This window comes from Rhodothermaceae bacterium (genome assembly GCA_009838195.1).
Taxonomy (GTDB): Bacteria; Bacteroidota; Rhodothermia; order Rhodothermales; family Bin80; genus Bin80.
The window spans coordinates 58785-76084 of record VXSC01000027.1; the positions used below are offsets into that span (position 1 = coordinate 58785).

Here is a 17300-nt window from a genome sequence, read left to right on the forward strand (position 1 = left end):
AGATGCTTATCGCAGGAAATTGGAAAATGAATACAGATGCCGGCTCTGCAGTAGAGTTGGCGCAGGGGGTCGTTCAGGAAAGCAAAAGTGCAGGAGCGGTCAGAATTGCCGTATGTCCCCCCAGCCCTTGTTTGAGTGGTGTCGGCGCGGCACTGGATGGCAGTCGGGTACGCCTAGGAGCACAAAACATGTATTGGGCTGATCAGGGAGCTTACACCGGTGAAGTCTCTGCACGGATGCTTCTCTCAGTGGGGTGCCACTACGTGATTCTTGGTCACTCAGAGAGGCGACAGCATTTCGGGGAAACCGATTCCGGAGTGAGCAGCAAAGTGAAACAAGCCGTCAAGGCTGGCCTGATCCCTATTATTTGTGTGGGAGAACAACTGAATCAGCGGATGGCTGGGAAAGAGGAGCAGGTTGTGGCCACTCAGGTCAAGCATGCTCTGGAAGGACTGAAGATCCAGTCGGCAAACTCAATCGTGATCGCATATGAGCCGGTCTGGGCAATCGGTACTGGCGAAACGGCAAGCCCGGAGCAAGCTCAGGACATGCACAGGTTTATCCGAACGCTTGTACGCCAGCAGTTTGGCAAAAACATTGCCGCGGATCTGCTTATCCTTTACGGAGGCAGCATGAAACCTTCGAACGCGAAAGAGCTCCTGAGCCAGGAGGATGTAGATGGCGGACTGATCGGCGGAGCGAGCCTCACTCCTGAAGTTTTTGGGCAGATAATTCACGCTGCACAGCAGGTGCAGGCTGGATGAATCCTCCGTGGGGGGCAGGGAATTATTTTTAGCACACCGACACGCTGGTGGTGTCGATTAGGGGACACCAGAGGTTATTCCTCACTCTTGGATGGAACGGATTTTTTCTCGTCGGCAAGTTTCCCGTTGGTCGCCCCTTTGGGCTCTTGATCCTCCGTCTTGGAATCTTTTGGTTTTTCTGCAACGGGCTTCGCTGCGTAATCCGTTTGGTAAAACCCAGTTCCCTTTAAGATAAACCCCGTACCCCCGCTGATGACCCGCTTTACGGGCTGACCGGTCGTGGGGCATTCTGTGAACGGTTCGGCGGTAATGGACTGAGACGCTTCAAAGACGGTTCCGTCGGCGCGTTTATAGTCGTACGTTGGCATGCAGAATGCAGTACAGTAAAGACAGCCCACGCTAAAGCATTACTGGGAGGATTGTTCCACTTCGGGGATTGGGACCGGCCAGAAGAATGCTTCGTAGGCGGCATCGGCAATCGACCCTCGAATTCCCCGGAACCGTTCATACTCATCTCTTGTCGGATAAACACGGTTTGTGAGCAGGATCACCCAGGCCTCCGAGTCAGGATCAATCCATATCGAAGTGCCTGTGAATCCGGTGTGACCATAACTTCGTGGTCCGAAGTACAGGCCCGCAGAGGATGGCTCGTCGTTTAGATTTCGGGTATCCCAACCCAGCGCGCGTGTACTCAATGAAGTATCGACGACTGCAGTAAATTGATCAATCGTACTGGCTTGAAGAAATGTTCTCCCATCATGATAGCCCCGTTGCACCATCATCTGGGCAAATTGTGAGAGGTCAAGCGCCGTAGAAAAAAGCCCGGCATGACCGGCCACCCCTCCGAGGGACCATGCGGTTTCGTCATGGACCTCTCCTTGGATAAGGCGATTGCGGAAGTAGTCATCCAGTTCAGTGGGAACGATATTAGGATCTGGCTTTCCTGTGCTACGGAAGCCGGTTGACCTCATGCCCAGTGGATCAAAAATATTGCGGGTACACCATTGATCGAAAGGCTCTCCGGTGATTTCTTCAATGACCAGTGCAAGTGATATCATACCAAAGTCGCTGTAGCGATATTCTTCTCCTGGTTCGGTGAGAAGCTCAGCGGAGAGGATCTCTCCCAGAACGGCATCACGCGCTGTAATTCCATCCTGGTAGAACGGTCTCCATGCGGGCAGTCCACTCGTATGTGTCAGAAGGTGCCGGATTGTAATGGATTGCCGCTCTGGAGTGTTGAACGTGTCCAGGTAACGGGAAACAGGGGCATCTATATCCAGTTGTCCTCGCTCATAGAGCAGCATGGATGCCGTTGTCGTCGCAACCACTTTGGTGAGGGAAGCCAGATCGAAGACAGACTCCGGAAGCATACGTCGCCTGGAACGGTAGGTGTACGCACCATAGCCAGTCATTTTGATAATTTCGATGCCTTTTCCTACAGAGAGGACTGCGCCAGGGAAAGCCTGTGCGTTTATAAATTCAATGATCAGTGAATCCATGCGCATCAGGGCACTTGGATAAACGACGGTCGGTGAATCCAAAGTAGATATCAATGGCTGAATAGACGGGATATTGACAGGTCCCGGATTGAGGGGGCCTTCGAGTGCAGTTTCTCTGGCGGATCGGCAAGCTCCCAGTACCAAGAGCCCGCAAATAAGAAGACGGGGAGTCCAACGAAACGGTTTATTCATGATTTATTAGAGTGATGGCAGTATATTCGGTGCATTCGGTTAAAAACTCAGACAACATGCCAAAGATAACAATCCCGGGACACGGGGCAATTGAAGTAGAGCCTGGGCAGCGGCTCGTCAATGCACTGCGGACGCATGGAGTGAATCTTGGACATCGCTGTGGTGGCTATGCACGTTGTACCACTTGTCGTGTAGAGTTCATTGCGGGAGAGCCTGAGGTCATTTCGCGGGCAGAGCAAGACAAATTAGTAGAGCGCGAATTACTCGGTGAGGTTCGACTCTCGTGCCAAATCCTCGTAGAGGAGGATATGACCGTCAAGCCATTAATGATGGTCGAGGAGATGGGATGGTCGGATCCAGGCCCGCCTCCCGAAGATACCGTCACACCTATACCAGACTGGATTGAGCACTCCCCAGAAGGGGCATAAATCGATAGATCGTCTTGGCCAGAGCAGGCTCGGATTCTCTGTTTTTGCGCATACCCACAATCGGAGTACAATCGTCCAATCCTCCAGTCCATAGCCCACGCGGGGGCGGAAGAATTGGCTTCGGCTTTCTCGGGTAATAGTGGGGCTAATACGTTATATTTCAGATCGTGATAGTGCATAAATTCCACCAACAGGCACCGGTTGTGTCGAGTGGTATCACAAAAAAACTGGATTAGGAATGAGAAAAATTTTATTTGTGCTTCAAAGATGCCTGTTCTGTTGTATGGCGAGTGCTTTTTTATTCTCATCCATGGCGATGGCACAGGGCACCGCCACCTATGAGCTCACCTACACATCAACATGGACTGCCGATACACATCCCACGGGCTATCCACCCAACCCCCACTTCTCCCCGTTGATCGGGGGTACCCATAATGATGCAGTGCAGTTTTGGAGGACAGGGGCAACTGCCAGTGACGGAATCAAGAGTATGGCAGAGCTTGGAGCCACGGGGACGCTTCGAAGTGAAATCGACCAGGCCAAAGGGGATAATAATGCCGAGGCGATCATTAGTGGGCGTGGTTTAGGCCGTCCTCCAACCTCTACCAAAGTCACATTCGATATTCGACCTCCGTGGAATCTGGTCACCGTTACATCCATGTTGGCGCCCAGTCCAGATTGGTTTGTTGGTGTGTCAGGATTGAACCTGCTGGATGAGGACATGAACTGGATTGATACGCTTGAGGTAGACTTATTCGTCTATGATGCAGGAACAGACAGTGGATCCGATTATACCTCACCGAATCAGCCCACAAATCCACGGGAGAATATCAAGCGCATAACGGAATCTCCATTTTTGGTTGACGGAGAGGTTAAACCAGTCGGAACGTTTCGTTTTGCGTTACAGACAGTTCGGCTTCCCTCGGACGGCTACTTCAGTGTCGATGGAACCGAGATTCTGGATGGGAGCGGTCAACCGATTGTTATGAAAGGGGTGGGGCTGGGAGGATGGCTGCTACCGGAAGGCTATATGCTGCATATCTCAACGCCACCAGGGACAACGGATGGGCCTTCCGGGATACGGAATCAGATGATTGATCTCGTCGGTGAGGCAAACACAGAGAGGTTCTTTGAGTTATTCACGGAGAAGTATGTACAGGAGAAGGATATAGAAGCAATCAAGGATTGGGGGTTTGATCATATTCGACTCCCATTCCATTATCGCCTGTTTTATGATCCTGAAATGGACGCGTGGGATGAGGACGGTTTTGAGCTATTGGATATATTTCTTGAATGGTGCAGGAAGAATGACCTTGCGGTCCTTCTAGATATGCACGCAGTTCCAGGAGCGCAGAGTGAGGGAGGGATTGCAGACAGTGATGGGGAAGCTCGGCTTTGGACTGAACCCGACAAGTACTGGCCGCAAACCATCAAGATCTGGCGTGAAATCGCCCGTCGGTATAGCGATGATCCCATCATTATGGGGTACGATCTCATCAATGAGCCAGTCCTCCCAGAGGGAATACCTGGAAAAGACTTGGCAGATCTGTATACTCAGATCATTAACGCAGTCCAGCCGATTTCCCCCAATCATCTGTTCTTTCTTGAGGGCAATTACTGGGCTACGTCATTTGACGAGCATCTGCGGGATATTTCAAATCACAGAGACAATATTGTCTATGCATTCCATCATTACTGGAAGGGAGCGGATCAGGGAGCGATCCAGTACTTGCTCAATATGAGGAGCGAGGATCAGGTCCCGCTTTATCTGGGCGAGACAGGAGAGAATTCCAATGCCTGGTTTTATGCGATGACAAGATTGGTGGAGGAACATAGAATTGGAATTAACTGGTGGACGCATAAAAAAATTGAGACAATTACCAGTCCCCTCAGTTCGCCGTTTGCACGGGGTTACGAGGCTGTAATTACGTATTGGCGTAATAGGCAGGGACCTAAACCCTCCGCAGAAGCAGCAGCCCGGGGTCTTTTAGCGATGGCCCAAAATTTGGAGCTTGATTCTGCTAAAGTAAACCGAGGCCTCCTGGCCGCGCTCTTTGATCCCGAATATGGAACGAAGCAAAAGCCGTTCAAGAAGCATGAGCTTCCAGGGATCATCAATGCTGTTGACTATGATCTGGGAAATCAAGGGGTAGCGTATAATGATACGGACGTTTGGAGAGTTGGAGAAACCACGGGCAATAGGGGCTATAATTATCGCAATGATGGGGTAGACATTGAGATTTCAACCGATCCCGAAGGATTCGAATACAATGTCGGGTGGACAAATCGATTTGAATGGATAGAGTATACTGTTGATATTCTGGAGGATGCAGTCTACGAAATTGATATTCGAGGTGCAAGTGCAAGCGGTGGTGATCGAACCGGGACAGATTTAATCCTTTCCATGGATGGCGAGCGGATTGGGGAGATCGAAGTCGGCAACACCGGAGGCTGGCAGAACTGGGTGACCCGGAGCGTACGTACACCTGAACTAAAGGCTGGCAGTGGACGTGTCCTCCGAGTAACTTTTGCAGACCAGGAAGTGAATCTCAATCGAATGACATTCCACCGGGTGTCCCCTGTCAATGTGGAGACGGAGCGCGGACTCATTGAATCGGAGCTGCTCGCGACCTACCCGAATCCATTCATAGAGGAGGTCAATATATCGTTCTCCACCCCGGAGTTAGTATCCGTGTCTGCGGTGTTATACGATGTGCTAGGGCGCCAGGTATTCGAATCAGAAAAGGCATCTTATGGTGCGGGGAAACATGAGTTTTCGTTGGCACCAGACTTGGCACCAGGAGTGTATATCCTGCGATTGCAACTCATGGGGTCTCAGGAACCGCAGATGTTTACGCGACCGCTGGTCGTCGGAGGCAGATAGCGTCAGGCCATATTTCAGACTGGGCAGGTATCGCCACCGATGTGTTTATCGGAACGTGGTCGGTAGCTTGCAATGAATGCGAACTGGGTTCTATTGTGGCCGGAAATTTGTTCTTTTCGTAGTGAAGTTTTGAGTTCTTCACGGCATATCACATGGTTTTCCCTGGAGTACATCTTGTGGATTGATCTGACGTCAGGAGCGTTCAATCTGGAAGTTGGCTAACTTTGCCCTTAAGGATTTGGGGTATCATGAATAACCTGTGTGAATTACTGCGTACGCTGCCCCAGTACGAATTGCTCAGAGCAGTGGGCGAGGAAGCCCAGAGCCAAAAATTGGAGGTTTATGCGGTCGGAGGATTTGTTCGCGACGCAATTCTTGGGCGTCCAACGACAGATATAGATTTTGTGACGCTGGGGCAGGGATCCGGGATCCAGTTAGCCCGTGCGATAAGTACCCATCTGGGTGGCACGGTTGCCCATGTCTATCCGAAATTTGGAACAGCTGCAGTTCGAGTGAAAGATGTAGTTCTGGAGTTCGTAGCTGCTCGGCGCGAGAGTTACCGAAAAGATTCCCGCAAGCCCATTGTGGAGGATGGTACGCTTGAGGATGATCTGCTTCGGCGGGATTTTACGGTGAATGCGTTGGCGGTCAGCCTCTCTGGAGAGCTGCCGTTCGGAGAACTCCTGGATCCATTTGGCGGACTGAAGGATCTGGATGCAGGGAAGCTTCGAACCCCCAGACCACCAAGGGTGACGTTTGCAGATGATCCGCTACGAATGATTCGGGCTGCCCGGTTTGCGACTCAGCTGAGCTTTCGCATTGACCAAGAGACGCGAAAGGGGATGAAGCAGGAAGCGAAACGTCTCGAAATTGTGAGCCAGGAAAGGATCACCGATGAGTTGCATAAAATTATGGCTAGCTCGGAACCCTCCGGGGGCTTGAAAATTTTGGAAGAAACAGGACTTTTACGCGAATTTTTCCCAGAGCTCAGTGCACTCAGAGGTGTTGATACGGTGGCAGGACAGCGCCATAAGGATAACTTTTATCATACCCTCCAGGTGGTAGATAATGTTGTCGCAACGGCCCCACCAGATCGATACTGGTTACGCTGGGCAGCGCTGTTGCATGACGTGGGTAAACCGCAAACCAAACGCTTTGCCCCCGGGAGTGGCTGGACATTTCATGGTCATGAAGATCGCGGTTCGAGAATGGTACCAAAGCTTTTCAGGAAACTGCGTCTACCGACAGATGAGCGAATGGCGTATGTCCAAAAGCTGGTGGCTTTGCATCACAGGCCGGTTGCACTTGTAGATGATGAAGTTACAGATTCCGCAATTCGGCGACTATTATTTGATGCCGGTGAAGATATTGATGATCTGATGATTCTGGTTCGGGCAGATATTACATCCCGCAATCCGCAACGCGTGAGGCGTTATCTGCGGGCATTTGATTCGGTGGCCCGTAAGTTTGAAGAGGTGGAGGCGAAGGATCAGCTGCGGAATTTTCAACCACCGCTCGACGGAGAGGAGATAATGGAAGTGGTTGGGATCAGGGCCGGCGTGGCAGTCGGAATCATCAAGCTTGCAGTCCGTGAAGCGATTTTGGATGGGAAAATCCCGAATGAACACGATGCTGCCTTTGCATTGATGATGCAGATCAAGGATGACGCATTGCGCCGGGCCAAGCTCTATGAAGAGGTGGTGTTGTCCATGCCCGTGAGCGAGCGGCCCGCGGCCTATGCCCTAAAGCAGGAAATCATGACCGGTGACATTCCGGAGGATCACCACGTGGCTTTAGAACACCTGGAGTCTATAAAAGCGCGGCTACTGGCCTGATGCGCCGGGGCGTACATCCCAGATTAGCATCTGCTCGATGTTGGCGTAGTCTTCTTCTCCATCAGGATCCGTAAAGGAATAATCCCCGAGCATCGTGCGCGCCATGGGACTCAATCGTTTCCAGAGAATCCCTTCTTGATCCTCGAACTCGTCAGGAAACGGGCTGGGAACCTCATAATTGGGATGATAGGTCTTATACGTTTTGTGTGCCTGATAAATTGCTGACCGGCGTGCCCCGGGCTCTGAGACACTGGAGCCCGTGACTTCAAATGGGCTCACTGTGATTGTGGCAATCACGGTCCCGTCTTCAGCCTCTTCATACTCCGGACGCATGACCTCAAAATCCAAAGGTTTGGGATAGGCGCTCCGTTCGTCAAAATCAACCATTTTTTTCTCCGTTTAGGGCGGTTTTACCCGTGCATAGGGGGGCAAGTTCGGTTTTTATTTATCCACACCAATTGGTGAGTTTCCAGTGAATTCTCTGTGCGATTCTGTGTGATCCTGTGAATAGGACGAAGTGACTTGAAATAACGGCATTGTATTCTTTGAAAACCATCTAATTCCCCAGAAAACAAACAAGATGAAATTATTATCTGAATCGGAACAAAAATATTAATGGCATTTATGAAAAATTTTCCTTATTATTCCGGAGCATGTTACAATATGTAACTACATATTGTAACATGCCCCCCGACCTGACCGTCACACATTTATGTCAATACCTGAGCTCTAGCCATGAAATCCTCTTCTGCCAAATCTACTACAAAGCCATCGTCTGCGACTTTCCAGAAAGGACTGTCTGTCAAACGTGTTTTCTCCAACGAAGGGGAGAATGCACTTGATTCGCTCGAATGGGAAAAGCGAGATGCTGCAATCAAAAATCCTCAAGGAGAGTCCGTATTTGAGCAAAGAGGTGTGGAGTTCCCAAAAAACTGGAGTGCCCTGGCGACGAATGTAGTCGCTTCGAAGTACTTCTATGGAGATCTGGCCAATGTCCATATGGAGCCGGATGAAGGAGGACGTGAGCATTCCTTGCGTCAATTAATTCACCGCGTGACTCGAACGATTGCAGACTGGGGGGCAGATCAGGATTACTTTGCCACCCGGGAAGATGCAGATCGGTTCCATGACGAGTTGACCTGGCTTTGTGTGAACCAGTACGGTGCCTTCAATTCGCCGGTGTGGTTCAACGTTGGCCTGCATGATCGCTATGGAGTGAGCGATTCTGGAGACAGAAAGATTTGGGGCTGGAATGCAGAAAAAGAGGAGGTCGCGGATGTAGACCCTTACGAGTATCCACAGGGGTCGGCCTGCTTCATCATTTCCGTGGAAGATTCGATTGATGATATCTGGAAATTGATGAGTGAGAGTGCACGTCTGTTCAAGTTTGGGTCTGGGGTAGGGGCAGATTGGTCTACGCTTCGGTCAACGCATGAAAAATTGTCGGGGGGTGGTATTCCCAGTGGGCCGGTGAGTTTTATGCGCGTGCAGGATGCAACCGGGGGAACCATCAAGAGTGGTGGGAAGACACGTCGGGCTGCAATCATGCAGACGCTGAAAATCTGGCATCCAGATGTGGAGGAATTTATTAACTCCAAAAAAGAGGAAGAGAAAAAGGCTTGGGCGTTGATTGAGCAGGGATATGACGGATCATTTAATGGTCCGGCATATGGCTCTGTAGCGTTTCAGAATGTGAACCAGTCGGTGCGGCTGGATGACGAGTTCATGAAGGCGGTGGAATTGGGGACTCCGTTTGCACTCCGCACAGTCACAACAGGGGAAGTAGTCCGGCAGGTTGATGCCAACATGCTCCTTGATCAGATTGCCGAGGGAACTCATATCTGTGGCGATCCGGGGGTGCAGTACGAAGACATCATCCAGAAGTGGCACACCTGCAAAACAACCGGTCCCATTAACTCAAGCAATCCCTGCTCGGAGTACATGTTTCTGGACAACTCCGCGTGCAACTTGGCCAGTCTGAACCTGCGCAAGTTTCAAGAGGAGGATGGTTCGTTTAATGTTGAGCGCTTCAGAGCTGCAGTACGGATCTACATTACTGCAATGGAGATCATTGTGGATAACGCCGGGTACCCGAGTGAAAGCATTGCTAGAAACAGTCATCTTTTCCGCCCATTGGGACTCGGCTTCGCCAACCTAGGTGCACTCCTGATGGCCATGGGGCTCCCCTATGACAGTGATCAAGGGCGTGCGGTTGCTGGTGCGATCATGGCGATTGAACACGCAGAAGCGTACGCTCGAAGTGCGGAGATTGCGGGCAATCCCAAGATCGGTCCCTTTGCCGGCTATGAAGAGAATCGTGAGAGCATGCTCGAGGTCATGCGCATGCATCGCGATGCTGCGAATGAGATCGACGAAAGTTGCCCTGAATATCTGCGTAGCGCTGCAGAGGAATCGTTGGATCGAATGGTTACACTCGGAGAGCGTTATGGTTTTCGCAATTCACAGGTAACCGTGCTTGCCCCGACAGGAACGATTGCCTTCATGATGGACTGTGACACCACCGGGATTGAGCCGGATATCGCGCTCGTAAAATACAAGTTGTTGGCGGGTAAGGGGGATGGCACGCTCAAAATTGTCAATCGCACCGTGCCGGAGGCGCTCACTCGTCTAGGGTATGATGAAGAGCAGATCGAGAAGATCCTTGCGTATATCGATGAGCATGATACGATTGAGGGGGCACCAGATCTGAATGAAGCAGACTTGCCGGTCTTCGATTGTGCATTCAAGCCCTTTAACGGGACCCGTAGCGTGCACTTCATGGGGCATATTCGTATGATGGCAGCCTGCCAGCCGTTTGTATCTGGTGCAATCTCCAAGACGGTGAATATGCCTGAGGAGGTCACCTCAGTGGAAATCGGGGAGGCCTATATGGAAGGCTGGCGCTTGGGCTTGAAAGCATTGGCCATCTACCGCGAAAACTCCAAGCGCAGTCAGCCGTTATCCACATCCGAAGGCGGTAACACCAAAAACGCTGCCTCGGGAGATGGATTGCCAGCGGAAGCGGAAATTGTCAGTCCCCGTGTTACGTACAAGTCGACGCGTAAGCGCCTTCCTGATGAGCGGCCTGCCCTTACACATAAATTCAGTGTTAGTGGTCACGAAGGGTATCTGCATGTGGGGCTCTATCCTGATACAGAACTGCCAGGCGAAATCTTCATCCGGATGGCAAAGGAAGGATCAACGATTTCCGGGCTGATGGATGCCTTTGCCACGAGTATCTCAATTGCTTTGCAGTATGGGGTGCCACTGGAAGATCTATGTGCCAAGTTCAGCTTTATGCGCTTTGAGCCGAGTGGGTACACGAATAATCGGAAGATCCCGATGGCGATGTCCATCATGGATTATATCTTCCGGTATCTGTCACTCACTTTCCTGGAGAAGCCAGTTATCCCGGAGGTCATCAAAAATGCGGTTCAGGATATTGAGGAAGATGTACAGGGACAATGGGATGCAGAAGACGTAAAGGAGCTGTCGGTGCAATCAGAGACAGTTCCGGTGAGTTCTCCTCAGAAGGCAGAAGCGGTTGTTGGGGCCACGGAAGCAGTAGGTGTTGAGAACGGTACGTATCAGAATCAGGACGATGCGCCGATTTGTTCAACCTGTGGGGCGATTACGGTGCGCAGCGGTGCTTGCTACGTCTGCTCACAGTGTGGGAGCTCTAGTGGTTGTGGGTGAGTGGCATAGAGCCATACGAACGGATTAGAGGGCTTTTGTCCATGTCAGGGTGGACGTTTCACGGCATGTACCACAACTCGAGTGGGGAACGCCCTTTCGCATGTCCGTGAAATGGGCACGCTGGAGAAAATGTAGCATATGGCAATGGGCGTCGTAGACGAACGACCTGTACACAAGTAGATGATGGTGCAATGCACAAACTCAAACGTCCTGCCCCCACAACAATAGGCGAAGCACTAGACCAGTACTTCACCAAGCCCGAAGCAGTATGGGTCACGCTGAACTGAATCAGACCAAGCAGTTCATTCTTGCCAACCCTGACAGCTCTGCAAGGTTGCTCCTCAATAGCAGGGATACGTGAGCAGCTTGTGGACTAGGAGCTGGCAGCAGTGATTGGAGAGCGGGATTTTGTGGAGGACCTTAATTCGTGATCAGAATGAGGGGTTCTCCAAGGCTTGTGAGCTGTACTTGTTGCGGAATCTGAGTCGCTATGGGCAATTTAATGTCATTGTCCAAGTAGTCGTTGATGTGTCCATACTTCTATCCGATGAGGAATGAGAACTTATATCTTCCCCTCTTAGTACACATGTTGTAATATATTTTGCATTATTACAACATTAGTATAAAAATGTCGGATTGGAATCTTAACCAAGGTCGCTTCAAAAAAGTGAATGAACCATTGAATCAGTTAGAACAGCTCTTCAAGACCTTTTTTGAAGAGCAGTTCGCGAACGCCAAAGTTGAGTTAATTCAGGTTCGAGAGCCATTTCCATTTGAAGACGAGGATTATTTTCGTGTAAAATTCGTTTATAGCTCAACGGGGGAACTTGACCCTGAGCATTCGCTGAGTTTTATTAGACTGATTCGCCCTAAGCTTGAAGAAATCAATGAGGAACGTTTTCCAGTTCTCTCGTTTATAGAATACGAAGATTATCTTGAGAATAGCCCGGAAGGCGTAGTCGTTTGACTAGGTATTTAGCTGTAAATTTCCGAGGCTAAGGTCGCGAGCATCTGCGGTACATACGACGAGAATTAGGAGGTATTAGCTCACTTCATGGAAGTTGTTTTGGGGCTATAGAGTAGATTAATTCCTCCTGTAAAACTTACCCAATTGAAGATTTGTATTGCTTCATGATCATCTACAGGCACCTTCCTCTAGTCTTTATAGTAACTCGTGAGAACATCTCGGGATTCAGTTTAGAAAAGGCGATTCCCGTATGGTCATAGCGCCAAAGAACGGAGAAGAGTCTTACTGGATCTCTGATTGATTGTGAGCTATATGACTCCCTTACATTTTATCAGAACTGCAAGGAAGCTGGCGAGAGGGCGGGGAGGGAAGCCTCAGCAGGTTGATTTACGTCGAGCAGTTAGCACAGCTTATTATGCCTTGTTTCATTGCGCTGCGAAAGCATACGCGGATGCACTTATTGGAACTGCCAGAACCAGAAATAATTTAGCTTGGAAGCAAGCTTATTGATCCCTGGTTCATGCTCAGGTGGCACGTTGTTGCAACAGAAAGGAGATCATGGAGCAATTCTCTCCTGAAATTCAGGAATTTGGTCATGTATTTTCGATCTTACAGTCCAAGCGATATAATGCAGATTATGATCCAAGTGAGACCTTTCATCGCTCCGAGGTGCTGAAGGATATTAAAGATGCTGAGAATGCGATTACTAATTTTAAGGAGGCCAAACTCTACGAGCGTAAAGCTTTTGTTACGTTCGCAACAACGAATTTTCGGAAATTATAGGTCCTGAAAATTGGATCGAGAATTAGGAATGAATTTGTTGTGATGAGGGAATACTCTAACCAATCTGAAGCACGCTTAAGAGTTTGTATGCAAATTCCAAGCGTAGTGATACGGTTCAAGGGAAAATGCGTACTGAAATAATTCTGTCCATTTTGAATAGGTGGCCTCTCCTTTGAAACGAGGGGTGCAGCGTGATCCATTCAACCCACCAACTCAGGATTAAATTATTGAATGTCGAGGGGCGTGTTATTACTCTTCGTCAGATGTCACTTCTGTTCGGTAATCGCTTTCTCACGGTTGTTTCTCAGTGAATATCCATTTGTGTCTTTCCATTTGTTAGGACCATTTGTGGCCCCACCGCAGCATGTGGCTGCAGCTGCCGAGGAGGAATCAAAGTGGTGGTCCCTTGAGAAAAGATAACCACCATCTGTCTCTTGCAGTATTTTATCGGTGATGAGTTTTTGCCGTAGGTTGAAGTAACTCCTCACATGCTTTTTCATGGAAGGCCTCACTTCTGCGCGTGCGATTGATCCCTTTAGAACCCTGAACCCCATATTCTCTTCAAGGCCCTTTGCATTATAGCCCTTTCCCTTGCAAAAGTAGTGATGGCGGTCATTCTCTGATAAATCGTCAAGCTCGAGAAACGGAACCCCCAGGAGAGGAAGAAGGGACAGCAACTCGTCCAAGTAACTTTCTAATACGGCTCGGTCCGCCTCTTTAAGCAAGGATTTGGGCGTACCCTTGTTCTGTAGTTCCGACCGCCCAGCTTTCTTTGCGAACTCTAACAGGCGAGATTCAAGGTACTTCACTTGGGCCTTGTTCAATTGGTATTGGTCTCCATTCGTGGTGAATATGATGGCCTGCTGCCAGAAATCCTTGTCGGTGTAATGGGAATCAAGACGTTTTACAACCTGTTCAGACTCACCTACATATAGCATGGGTAGCGAGTCTCCATCGTGGCCGATCAACATATAAACACCACTTCGAGAAAACTCATCTCGCTTCTTGGCCTGAGGATAGCTTCCTCTTGGACATACAATACCGAGGCCTATCCAGTTTGACTTCTCAATCAAGCGCAAGCCTTGTGGATTCCCATCGGCCGCGAATATTTCGATCTTGAAGCCTCTAAGTTTGCTCATTGAATTTCCGTTGATCTAAATTGGGTAGTATATGCAGAGGATGGACATTAGTCGTTGGACATGTGAAGCGTTTGACAGGTTTTGGATTCAGATGTTCTATAGGAATAATCCGTTTGAGAAGGCGTGACGCATCTATTCTTAGTAGTTTCTGAGTAAGGAGATATCGCTATCCTAATGCCATGATTAAGCAGAATTCTGCCAACACACTGTGATGATTAAATCCGGTCACGCTACACGTCCGATAGCGTCAACAAAGTTGAGGGCGAGACGCTTCGGCTACTATGTCTGGATCAGTACTGCGTGTTGCGGAAAAACAATATTCCACCACCCAGCCCGCCACTGAACACATCCAGGTCTCCGTCCGTGTCAATATCTATAAACGCGGGGACCGCAAGGATCGGGAAAGGAGCTGGAAGTGTACCGGATTCAACAAAAACGGGCACCTCTGTATTTCCCTCATTCATGTAAAGGACAACTCCATCGGCTTCGCGCCCCAGAATTAGATCTTGATCCCCATCTCCGTCCAAGTCGGCAAAGCGGGGCACACTTCGCCGTCCAACGTCGATGCCTTCGAATTCGTCGCTGACAAGCTCAAATTGTGGTACACTCGGGCTGCCGTTGTTGCGGTAAAAATTCAGATCTCCCGATGACTCGCCAATGAAAAGATCCAGGTCCCCGTCTGCGTCAATATCTACAAGGGCAGGCGTACTGTTGCTACCACGGGTGAGAGTTACGGTATTACTTTCATCTAGTACAAAATCCGGTACACTCGGGGTTCCATCATTGCGGAAATACAAACTGCCCTTGTTCCAGGTACCTACCAGCATATCCAAATCTCCATCCGCATCAAGGTCCGCCACAGCAGGTGCGAGATTGTAATGCCCCCCGATGGGAAGCGGCGATCGTCGTTGCCAGCGAAGATGTCCGGGCACAGAGGTGTTTTCGAAGAAATGGATTGTGGCGGTATTAAAATCGTGCGTTGAGATCTTGTTGGAGATCAGTAGGTCATGATCTCCGTCTGCGTCCAGATCAGCAAATACAGGGTAGGAATCTGCACCGACATCAATTCCCGACAGTAATGTTTTTGTTTTCAGCACAAGTCCCTCCGGTGTCGGATCCATGTAGTAGAGATTGTCCACTGCAGACGTGTTTGGGTTGAATGCTCCGCCAAGCACTCCGAACAGCAGTTCAGCGGTGTCATCCCCGTCAAGGTCAGCAAAGAGAACGGAATTGTAGCCGCTAGTCTTGATCGGATCGTCAGGCGGATAGGCAACCGGTTCATTGCGAAGGTTCGGCTCCGCACAGGTTCCGGTATTGGAAATCAGCAAAATGCCCGGTTCAAAAAAATCTCCCCAAAAGAGATCCTCATCGCCGTCCTGATCAATATCGTGGAACGACAGAGCATTGGCACCGTGCAGGGTAGCAAACATGCCAAGAATTTCTATGTCCTCAAACCGCTCGGTCACTAGCCGAAATCTTGGAAGCCCAGGTTCGTCTTTACCAACAGATTCATAGTGCAGTACGGTTCCGCTGACACGGCCAATAAACAGATCCAGGAGTCCATCACAGTCTAGGTCAATGACGGTCGGGATATTTTGGCGATCTATAAAGAGTGGTTCGCCCTCTGCATCTAGTAATGAATCTAGGGGCGCGGCAAAGGAAGCGGAGGTGGCGGTTCCTTCGTTGCGAAAAAGCCGCACATAACTGAAGACGGTTTCGCTGATCAAGTCATAGTCGCCGTCCTGATCTAGGTCAACGAATCGGTACCACTCACCTACATCCAGATCTTGATACTGATCACTGCGCCAGGTAAACGAGGGTGCGGTGGTGCTGCCGGTGTTTTCAAAATACTTGATGTGACCGGTTAACTCCTGAACAAACAGGTCCAGGTCCTGATCGCCATCAATATCAATCAGTTGTGGTCTAGGCAGATTGAATCCACCATGGAATGGATGATCAAGAGGCTCGCCATCCACCCCAAATACCTCAATCCCATAGATCTCCTGGACATATGAGGGGGGAAACTCAGGAGGACCCTGCTGGGTTGTCTGTGTGGTCGCACAGCCTGACAGGAAAGCAAGGGCAAGACCAAGGGAAACCCAATTCCTAGCGGGTCCCAAGACCAGTGGGATTCGGCCCCACTTCGAGCATTTTTGTGATTTCACGAGATTCCGAGTCAATGACTGCAATGACCCCTGGGAGATGGCCATCCTGCCATGAATATCGGCCAGAATAGGCTCCCTTGAGATTATTGTTGGAGATATACACGTTGCGTCCATTCGGTGAGATGGCAGCTCCATGAGGCTCCGCAAGTCCTTCAACGGTTGCCGCAACTGCGCGCTCGGCAACATCTACGACCGTGGCACGATTGCCCATCTTGTTGCCAAACCAGACATAATTCCCATCTGGACTAAACACAGGATGCCAAGGTGCCATACCAACCTTGATAGACCCGTCTGGAACTGGGGTAAAAGGATCCGACGACAGGTCAAAGAAGAGAAATTCGCCGGTAAGCTGTCCTCCCGCGACCATCACCTGACCATCTGGTGATACAGCAAATTGCACGAGTGTGTGTGGATCTCCTTGGAGCCTCCGCATAAAGAATTCCTCGGCGGCGACATCAACCACGAACATATCATTTTGTGCAAGGCTTGCGACGTACACATATTTACCGCTTGGATTGATTGCCAGTGCATGGGGGCGGGGGAAAAACACATCCAGCTCTTCAATCTCCATCCCATTCCGCTCAACGATGCCAATTCTCTGAGGTGGGTTGACAGCTTTCATGGATCGGCCCACAAACAGGAGGCTGTCGCTTGGGCTGACTACTAGCATTCCCGGTCGCTCAAAAGCAATCTGATCAATCAGCTCATTATTTCGGTTGAACTTCAGTACGGTGTCATCCCCGATCAGGGAGACATAGAACGCAGATCCATCGGGTTCAACGGCCACATGATGAGGCCTGGAGTTCTCGGTGAAGCCCAGTTCCTGCAGGTCAATCGTCCGGATGACCACATTCGCATCCATGTCAATGACCGCAACTTTGGCGGCTCCCTGGATGCATGCATACAATAGGTTAGATGTATCCGAGTAGGCAACATGCCCTTCGTCAT

At 50.1% G+C, this 17300-nt stretch carries 12 protein-coding genes; 7 read left to right on the top strand and 5 right to left on the bottom strand.

All coding sequences use genetic code 11. From position 1 onward, the window contains the following. Positions 1-2: 2 nt before the first annotated feature. Positions 3-764: a triose-phosphate isomerase gene (locus tag F4Y64_06215; protein MXX97194.1), complete on the top strand. Its 762-nt coding sequence runs from the start codon at positions 3-5 to the stop codon at positions 762-764. A gap of 74 nt (positions 765-838) precedes the next feature. On the opposite strand, the gene F4Y64_06220 is transcribed toward F4Y64_06215, so the two are convergent. Together F4Y64_06220 and F4Y64_06225 are read right to left on the bottom strand one after the other, a co-directional pair. Then, positions 839-1132 (bottom strand): zinc ribbon domain-containing protein, encoded by a 294-nt coding sequence (locus F4Y64_06220; GenBank protein ID MXX97195.1) that lies wholly within the window; start codon positions 1130-1132, stop codon positions 839-841. Between the two features lie 39 nt (positions 1133-1171). Continuing rightward, positions 1172-2455: a beta-lactamase family protein gene (locus F4Y64_06225; protein MXX97196.1), complete on the bottom strand. Its 1284-nt coding sequence runs from the start codon at positions 2453-2455 to the stop codon at positions 1172-1174. A gap of 56 nt (positions 2456-2511) precedes the next feature. Here F4Y64_06225 and F4Y64_06230 point away from each other — a divergent pair, with 56 nt between their 5' ends. The 3 genes from F4Y64_06230 to F4Y64_06240 all read left to right on the top strand — a co-directional run bounded on the left by F4Y64_06230 (position 2512) and on the right by F4Y64_06240 (position 7602). Continuing rightward, positions 2512-2883 carry a (2Fe-2S)-binding protein gene (locus F4Y64_06230; protein MXX97197.1) on the top strand — a complete coding sequence of 124 codons (372 nt, stop codon included), beginning with the start codon at positions 2512-2514 and terminating at the stop codon, positions 2881-2883. 238 nt (positions 2884-3121) lie between these two features. Then, on the top strand, positions 3122-5767 hold the full coding sequence (locus tag F4Y64_06235) for a cellulase family glycosylhydrolase (protein ID MXX97198.1): 2646 nt from the start codon (positions 3122-3124) through the stop codon (positions 5765-5767). Between the two features lie 248 nt (positions 5768-6015). Further along, positions 6016-7602 (top strand): HD domain-containing protein, encoded by a 1587-nt coding sequence (locus tag F4Y64_06240; GenBank protein ID MXX97199.1) that lies wholly within the window; start codon positions 6016-6018, stop codon positions 7600-7602. On the opposite strand, the gene F4Y64_06245 is transcribed toward F4Y64_06240, so the two are convergent. Continuing rightward, positions 7591-7989: a hypothetical protein gene (locus F4Y64_06245; protein ID MXX97200.1), complete on the bottom strand. Its 399-nt coding sequence runs from the start codon at positions 7987-7989 to the stop codon at positions 7591-7593. The genes F4Y64_06240 and F4Y64_06245 overlap by 12 nt on opposite strands. 348 nt (positions 7990-8337) lie before the next feature. On the opposite strand from F4Y64_06245, the gene F4Y64_06250 reads away from it, so the two are divergent. The 3 genes from F4Y64_06250 to F4Y64_06260 all read left to right on the top strand — a co-directional run bounded on the left by F4Y64_06250 (position 8338) and on the right by F4Y64_06260 (position 13048). Beyond that, complete coding sequence (locus F4Y64_06250) at positions 8338-11298, top strand: vitamin B12-dependent ribonucleotide reductase (GenBank protein ID MXX97201.1); 2961 nt, start codon at positions 8338-8340, stop codon at positions 11296-11298. Between the two features lie 628 nt (positions 11299-11926). Next, a complete protein-coding gene (locus tag F4Y64_06255) occupies positions 11927-12265 on the top strand; it encodes a hypothetical protein (protein ID MXX97202.1) in 339 nt (112 codons plus the stop codon). Positions 12266-12823: 558 nt separating this feature from the next. Continuing rightward, entirely contained in the window at positions 12824-13048 is a 225-nt protein-coding gene (locus F4Y64_06260) for a hypothetical protein (GenBank protein MXX97203.1), read from the top strand. Positions 13049-13314: 266 nt separating this feature from the next. Here the strand turns inward: F4Y64_06260 and F4Y64_06265 are convergent, their stop codons facing one another. Next, entirely contained in the window at positions 13315-14187 is an 873-nt protein-coding gene (locus F4Y64_06265) for a GIY-YIG nuclease family protein (protein ID MXX97204.1), read from the bottom strand. 290 nt (positions 14188-14477) lie between these two features. After that, on the bottom strand, positions 14478-16538 hold the full coding sequence (locus tag F4Y64_06270) for a VCBS repeat-containing protein (protein ID MXX97205.1): 2061 nt from the start codon (positions 16536-16538) through the stop codon (positions 14478-14480). Positions 16539-17300: the final 762 nt, after the last annotated feature.

What these genes read in the sequence shown, in the direction of transcription:
- F4Y64_06270 (MXX97205.1), bottom strand. Translation starts at nt 16,538, where the DNA reads ATGTTGCCGAGCGCGCAGTTGCGGCAACCGTTGAAGGACTTGCGGAGC.
- F4Y64_06260 (MXX97203.1), top strand. Translation starts at nt 12,824, where the DNA reads ATGGAGCAATTCTCTCCTGAAATTCAGGAATTTGGTCATGTATTTTCG.
- F4Y64_06220 (MXX97195.1), bottom strand. Translation starts at nt 1,132, where the DNA reads ATGCCAACGTACGACTATAAACGCGCCGACGGAACCGTCTTTGAAGCG.
- F4Y64_06250 (MXX97201.1), top strand. Translation starts at nt 8,338, where the DNA reads ATGAAATCCTCTTCTGCCAAATCTACTACAAAGCCATCGTCTGCGACT.
- F4Y64_06235 (MXX97198.1), top strand. Translation starts at nt 3,122, where the DNA reads ATGAGAAAAATTTTATTTGTGCTTCAAAGATGCCTGTTCTGTTGTATG.
- F4Y64_06255 (MXX97202.1), top strand. Translation starts at nt 11,927, where the DNA reads ATGTCGGATTGGAATCTTAACCAAGGTCGCTTCAAAAAAGTGAATGAA.
- F4Y64_06230 (MXX97197.1), top strand. Translation starts at nt 2,512, where the DNA reads ATGCCAAAGATAACAATCCCGGGACACGGGGCAATTGAAGTAGAGCCT.
- F4Y64_06215 (MXX97194.1), top strand. Translation starts at nt 3, where the DNA reads ATGCTTATCGCAGGAAATTGGAAAATGAATACAGATGCCGGCTCTGCA.
- F4Y64_06225 (MXX97196.1), bottom strand. Translation starts at nt 2,455, where the DNA reads ATGAATAAACCGTTTCGTTGGACTCCCCGTCTTCTTATTTGCGGGCTC.
- F4Y64_06265 (MXX97204.1), bottom strand. Translation starts at nt 14,187, where the DNA reads ATGAGCAAACTTAGAGGCTTCAAGATCGAAATATTCGCGGCCGATGGG.
- F4Y64_06240 (MXX97199.1), top strand. Translation starts at nt 6,016, where the DNA reads ATGAATAACCTGTGTGAATTACTGCGTACGCTGCCCCAGTACGAATTG.
- F4Y64_06245 (MXX97200.1), bottom strand. Translation starts at nt 7,989, where the DNA reads ATGGTTGATTTTGACGAACGGAGCGCCTATCCCAAACCTTTGGATTTT.